This window comes from Nocardia abscessus NBRC 100374 (genome assembly GCF_000308455.1).
In the GTDB taxonomy this organism is placed as follows: Bacteria; Actinomycetota; Actinomycetes; order Mycobacteriales; family Mycobacteriaceae; genus Nocardia; species Nocardia abscessus.
This window is the reverse complement of sequence record NZ_BAFP01000242.1, coordinates 1-6,336: the sequence shown is the minus strand read 5'-3', so window position 1 is coordinate 6,336 and position 6,336 is coordinate 1. Positions and strand designations below refer to the sequence as shown.

Below are 6,336 nucleotides of genomic sequence, written 5' to 3'. Positions count from 1 at the left end.
CCGGCGAGGCCGACCGGATCGAGAGCGAGTTCTGTGGACCGTCACCCGCCCAGATCGATTTCATCACGAGCGCGAACGCCGCACGCGGATAGCGGCTTCGGCAGGCGCGGGCGTATCGGTTGAGACGCGGGAGCAACTGAGGTTACGGATGCGTCTGGTGCGCGGGAAGACTTCCGCGCACCAGACGCCGCGCCCCCGTGATAGCGGCGGCGAACTATTCGGTGTGATGCCCCGGGGGCGCTGCCGCCGGGTAGGGGAATTTGTGTGCTTGGTTCGGCGGCAGCGCGCGTTTCCGAGTCGGGCACCGGCCACCACACCGCCTGCACAGAGGCGGCAATCGACGGCTCAACAGCGTGCTCTACACAGCAGCCAACACGTCGTGAGGGCACCGGCCGCGGTCAGCGACCGATCCGGCCCCCACCGGAGACACTGTGCGGTGGCGACCGTGCGGTGCCCGCACGCGGTACCGTCCGGTGCACTATTTCCGACAGCTGTTTTCTTTTTGGAGTGCCATGTTGTACGGGCGTCGGGCGGAGTTGACCGTCCTCGCGGAGTTGCTGGAAAGCCGGTGTGGCGCACTGATTGTGCGGGGCGAAGCCGGTATCGGGAAGTCGGCGCTCCTGGAAGCTTCCGCCGCGCGAGCCCAGGCGCGGGTGCTGCGGGTGACTGGGGTGGAGTCCGAGGCCGATTTGCCGTTCGCGGCTTTGCATCTGCTGCTCGGACCGGTGCTCGATCAGGTCGAGACGCTGCCGCGGCAACAGGCCGAGGCGTTGCGCGGTGCCCTCGGCCTCGCGGACGCCACCCGGGGAGACCGCTTCCTCGTCGGGCTCGCGACGCTCGGCCTGCTGGTGGAACTTTCGGCGATAGGTCCGGTGGTCTGCTTGGTCGACGACGCGCAGTGGCTGGACGGCGAGTCGGCGGACGCGCTGCTGTTCGCCGCCCGCCGCCTCCATGGCGAGCCCGTCGTGGTGCTGTTCGCCGCACGGGAAGATCGGTTCAACGCACGGGGGCTACCCGAGCTGCGATTGGACAGGCTGGATGACAGTGCGGCCCGGATGCTGCTCGCCGAGCACGCGGCGGATCTGCCGCCGGCGGTACGCGACCGGTTACTCGCCGAGGCCGCGGGCAATCCGCTCGCGTTGATCGAGATGCCCCGAATGCTCACGCCCGGGCAGCGCCGCGGCGCCCTGGCTCCGATGTTGTTCGCTACAACGGCGCCGGTGACCGACAGGGTACTGAGCGGCTTCCGTGACCGGATCGCGGTCCTTGCCCCTACCACTCGCTTCTGCTTACTGGTCGCTGCTCTCGCCAACCACGACGAGCTACGTGTGCTCGACTACGCGGTCGGCCGGCTCGGCGCCACGCTGGCCGACTTCGCCGAAGCCGAGCGCGCGGGGCTGATCCGGGTGTGGCCGGAGAGTGTCGAATTCCACCACCCGCTGGTGCGTGCGGCGGTGGTAACAGCCTGCGATGTGTCCGCGCGGATGGCCGCGCACCGGGCGCTGGCCGAGGCATCCGGCGCAGACCGGCGCGCCTGGCACCTGGCGGCGCTCACCCTGCAGCCCGATGAGGAAGTGGCCGGACAGCTGGAGAGCCTGGCGTTGCGGGCACAACAGCGCGGCGGGCAGGCCGCGGTGTCGGCGGCGCTTTCTCGCGCGGCGGAGTTGTCCGCCGATTCCGGTCGGGCCGTACACCGGTGGACCGCGGCGGCCGACGCCGCAATCGAGGCAGGGTTGTGGCAGCGTGCGGGCGAATTGGTGAACAGCGCCCGGGAGCGGGCCGGGGCGACACCGCTGGAGGGGTCTGTGCTGGCCGAGCTCGCCCATGTGCGCGCGAAGTTGGCGGTCGCGGCGGGGCGGCCGCTACAGGGTGTGCGGCTCTTGGTCGAGGGAGTCGATGCGGTCGATGATCTGCCCACCAGGTTGTCCCTGCTCGGTATGGCGAGCTACTACACCTGGGCCAGCGCCACCCACCCGGACCAGCCGATGCTGGCCCGCCGGATCGAGGAACTGTGCCCGGAAGGCGAGGGGCTGTCGGCGCTGGTGCGGTCGATCGTCCGCGCGTTCCGCCTGATCCTGGAGGGCGACGAGGTGACCACGCTCGCCTACCCGATGCCGGGCAGCGCCGTGCACTTGCCGCCCGAGCTGCGATTCCTCATCAACTTTCAGGGCCTCGCCCGAGCCGATATCGGTGACATGCTCGACGGTGCGACCGGACTCGTCGAGGACTGCCGGGCAGAGGGGCGGCTGGGGCGTATGCCCCAGGCCATGCTGCTGCTGGCCATTGCTCAACTCCTCGCTGGCCGGCACCGGTCCGCGCGGGCCACGGTGACTGCCGGCCTTGCCTTGGCCTCCGATGTCGGCCAGCCGATGTGGCGGGGTTACCTGTCGGGTGTGCACGCCTGGCTGTCCGCGGTGAGTGGCGCGGAAGCGGAATGCGAGGCGATGGCCGGGCAGGCGATCCTCGATGCCGACTCCGACTGGTGGATGCCGGCGGCCTGCTGGGCCGAAAGCGCGCGGGTGATGCTCGACTTCGGGCTCGGTCGCTATGACGCGGTGCTCGACCGGATGGAGCGGGCGCTGACCGGACCCACCCGGCACGCCTTCCTGTGGCGGTACTTCTGGCCGGACTACATCGAGGCCGCTGTCCGGGCGGGAAATCCGCAATACGCCCAGGACCGGCTCGGGCGCTACGCGGAGTGGGCCGAGGCCACCAGCCGGGCCGTGCCGCTGGCCGTGCTCCATCGGCTCCGAGGGCTGGTCGCCTCCGGCGATGCGGCCGAGCGTTTGTACGAGCGAGCACTAGCCCTGCATGCCGAGGGGCGACAGCCGTTCGAAGAGGCACGCACCCACCTCGTCTACGGGGAGTGGCTGCGCCGCCACCGCCGTCGCGTCGAAGCGCGTATCCACCTGCAGGCCGCCATGGAGACGTTCGACCGGCTCGGCGCGGTTCCCTGGTCCGACCGTGCGGCCTGCGAGCTACGCGCCACCGGTGTGGCCGTCCGCCCGCCCGGCCCCGGCGACCCGCTGGCCGCCCTCACACCGCAGGAACTGCAGGTGGTCCGGCTGGCCGGCGAGGGAGCATCCAACCGCGAAATCGGCGCTCAGCTGTTCTTGAGTCCGCGTACCGTCTCCTCCCACCTGTACAAAGCCTTTCCCAAGCTGGGGATTTCTTCACGTGCCGAGTTGAGCAAACTCCTGGATTGACGACCCTGCACCCCGGCGGTTGACGGAGCGGTTGACTGATGCGGCGCCTACGCCGATCAGTCATTCGACGGAAGCGGCCGGGCCGGCGATCGCCCTACTGTTCCGGTTGTGACCAGCCGACGAAGGGAGCAGTCGATGTCGAAGACCGTCTTGGTGACAGGAGCGTCGACCGGAATCGGGCGGGCCGCCGCGTTGCTGCTGGCCCGGGAGGGCTGCACCGTCTTTGCGGGGGTGCGCAAGGAGGCCGACGGTGAAGCGCTCGGTCCCTCGGTCACGCCGATCGTGCTGGATGTGACCGATGCCGGCCGGATCGCCGAGGCCGCCGAGCGCCTCGACCGGCTCGATGCCTTGGTCAACAATGCGGGCGTCGGCGTCACGGGGCCAGTGGAGTTCGTTTCCCTGGACGCGTTGCGCTGGCAGTACGAAGTCAACGTGTTCGGGCAGGTGGCCGTCACGCAGGCCATGCTGCCGATGCTGCGCGCCTCGCGCGGGCGCGTGGTCACGGTCGGCTCGGTGGGTAGCTGGATCACCCTGCCGTTCGGCGGACCGTTGTGCTCTTCCAAACACGCCATCCGCTCGCTCAACGACGCCCTGCGCATGGAGGTCAAGCCACACGGAGTGGCCGTGGTGCTCATCGAACCCGGCTCCACCCACACCGCCGCGGTCGACAAGCTGGAGGACGAGGTCGAGCCGCGGCTGGACGCGATCGGTGAAGACGGCAGGCGACTGTACGGCGACGCCTACCGAGCCATGACCACCGCCTCGCTGAAGGAAGAGCGCACCGGCTCCAGCCCCGACGTGGTCGCCCGCGCCATCCTGCACGCCGTGACCGCCCGCACACCGCGCGCCCGCTATCCGGTCGGCAAGAAATCCCGGTTGATGAGCACCCTCGGCCGTGTCCTTCCCCAAAACACCCTCGATGCCGTGCGCCTGCGTGCGCTCGACCTGTCCTGAACGGATCACGCCATGACTCAGCTCGCCGGAGCGGACGCTCTGACCTCACTCGACCCGGTATTCGCCCAGCTCGCCGTCGGTGTGGGCCACAATCTCTGGGGACTGCCGCATCTGACCCCGCGCGAGAAGGTTTTTCTCTGTCTGACCGCCGACCTGTGCCACCCGCATCTGGGCGTGCCCCTGGCCATGCACGTGGAGATGGCCACGGCCAACGGGGTCGAACCCGAGGCCATCAGGGAGCTCTACCGTCACCTGGCCCCCTATGTGGGCTACCCCGTCTTGGTCCCCGCCTTCCAGCGCCTGGCCGAGCTCGGCCTACCCGCCGCGCAGGACACCGGCCCGGTCGCGCCAGTGCCGCCTAGCGGCGCACTCGCACGCGCGGTGCGCGATCTGCAGGACGTGGACCCGGGACTAGCGGCGTTCACCGAGGACCAGTTCGCCCAGCGCTGGGCCCGCCCGTATCTCAGTGTCCGGGAACGGGCACTCACCTGCCTGGTCGTGGATATCTTCTATCAGACCCTGGGAGCATCTCTGCACCTGCACGCGGAGCTGGCGCGGGCGGACGGCGCCACGGAGGAGACCTTCCGCGATCTGATCCGCGGCGTGGCCGAGTTCGGGCTCGCCCGAGCATGGGCCGCCGCCGCGGCTCTACTCCCCGTGCCGGAACCGGGCACGGAACCGTGATCGACCGAAATTACCTGGCAGAGATGTGATCTGCCGCACAGTCCGTCACGCGGGGCAACGGTCGCTCGTCCAAGAGGCACAGGGTTCCTCTGAGCAGAAAGTTGTGTCATGACATCGAAACCGGTGTTCACCCGGCTCGCCGCGATCGCTGCCGTGCTGGTCGGCGCACTTGCCGCCTTCGTCGTTCCCGTCGCGTACGGGCAGCCGCTGACCCTGGGCTATCAGTCGCAGTACCTTTCGCGGGTGGAGTCACGGTATGTCGACACCGAGATCGCTCGTTTCCACTACACCCGGACCGGGACCGGATCGCCCGTCGTGCTCGTCGCGGGTGGTGGGCTGTGGGGGTACTCCTGGCGAGACGTGATCCCGGCACTGGCCGCCGAACACACCGTCTATGCCGTCGACCTGCCCAGCCAGGGATTCACCGAACTGCACCGCGGCGACTTCGCCTACGACCTGCCGGCGATGTCGCAGGCGCTGGCGACCTTCCTCGATGCCGTGGGCCTGCACCGGACGGCGCTCGTCGGTCATTCGTGGGGTGGTGCCTGGAGCCTGTACTTCGCCGAGCAGCACCCCGACCGCGTCGAACGCCTCGTCCTGCTCGACTCGCCCGGTCTGGACGCGGAAAAGGCCCCGGTCACGCCGCTGTTCACCACCCCTCTGGTAGGTGAGCTCGCGACCGATCTCACCACCCGGTCCTTCTATGCCGACAATATCCGCGGCACCTTCCACAACAAGCATCTGGTCACCGAAGAGGTGATCGACGAGCTCTACGCACCGTTCTCCCGGCCGGCCAATCGCGCGGGTTTCCTGTCGTTGTGGCGCAACCTGGACTACCGGCTCACCGACGCCGGGCTCGCCCGGGTCGCCGCGCCCACGCTCGTGCTGTGGGGCGGCGCCGACAGCTGGCTGCCCGCGTCCCAGGCCAGCCGCCTGGCAGCGCGCATCCCGGATGCCACGGCCACCGTCCTCCCGAACTGCGGGCACACCGTCCATGAGGATTGCCCCGCGCAAACCAACCCGCTGATCACCGGATTCCTCCGCTGAGTCTTCTCAGTCATCTGTTGACAACCGTGAATTCGCCCCTTTCTCCGATCCTGAAAAGTACTGAGCTCGAGGAGCCGTCATGAACAACCCCATAGCGGACGTGCTGATCGTCGGAGCCGGCCCGGTCGGCCTGACTGCGGCGGTTGTGCTGGAGCAACTGGGTCGCGAGGTGGTGATCGTGGACCGGCAGGCCGAGGGCGCCAATACCTCTCGCGCGGCGGTGGTGCATCCGCGCACTCTGGAGATATTGGAGCCCTACGGTGTGGTCCCGGCTCTGGTCGCCCGCGGTGTGCACACGCCGACGTTCACGATCCGCGACCGGGATCGGCTGCTGATGGCTGTGCCGTTCAGCGAACTGCCCACCGCCTACCCCTACACGCTGATGATCTCCCAGGCCGACACCGAGAAGTTCCTGCTGGACCGGCTCACCGAGCTCGGTGGCAAA

Annotated in this window: 5 protein-coding genes; all 5 read left to right on the top strand. The window is 69.0% G+C overall.

Features of this window, described 5'->3' with window-relative positions:
• Nucleotides 1-512 precede the first annotated feature (512 nt).
• Complete coding sequence (locus tag ON19_RS31070) at nucleotides 513-3,206, top strand: ATP-binding protein (protein WP_043700918.1); 2,694 nt, start codon at nucleotides 513-515, stop codon at nucleotides 3,204-3,206.
• A 135-nt stretch (nucleotides 3,207-3,341) separates the two neighbouring features.
• Complete coding sequence (locus tag ON19_RS31065; RefSeq protein WP_043700916.1) at nucleotides 3,342-4,160, top strand: SDR family oxidoreductase; 819 nt, start codon at nucleotides 3,342-3,344, stop codon at nucleotides 4,158-4,160.
• Nucleotides 4,161-4,172: 12 nt separating this feature from the next.
• Nucleotides 4,173-4,844, top strand: coding sequence for a carboxymuconolactone decarboxylase family protein (locus ON19_RS31060; protein ID WP_043700914.1), 672 nt, complete (start codon nucleotides 4,173-4,175; stop codon nucleotides 4,842-4,844).
• 108 nt (nucleotides 4,845-4,952) lie between these two features.
• Entirely contained in the window at nucleotides 4,953-5,891 is a 939-nt protein-coding gene (locus ON19_RS31055; RefSeq protein WP_083899727.1) for an alpha/beta fold hydrolase, read from the top strand.
• Nucleotides 5,892-5,970: 79 nt separating this feature from the next.
• On the top strand, nucleotides 5,971-6,336 hold a 366-nt coding region (locus tag ON19_RS31050), incomplete at its 3' end, for an FAD-dependent oxidoreductase (protein WP_043700911.1).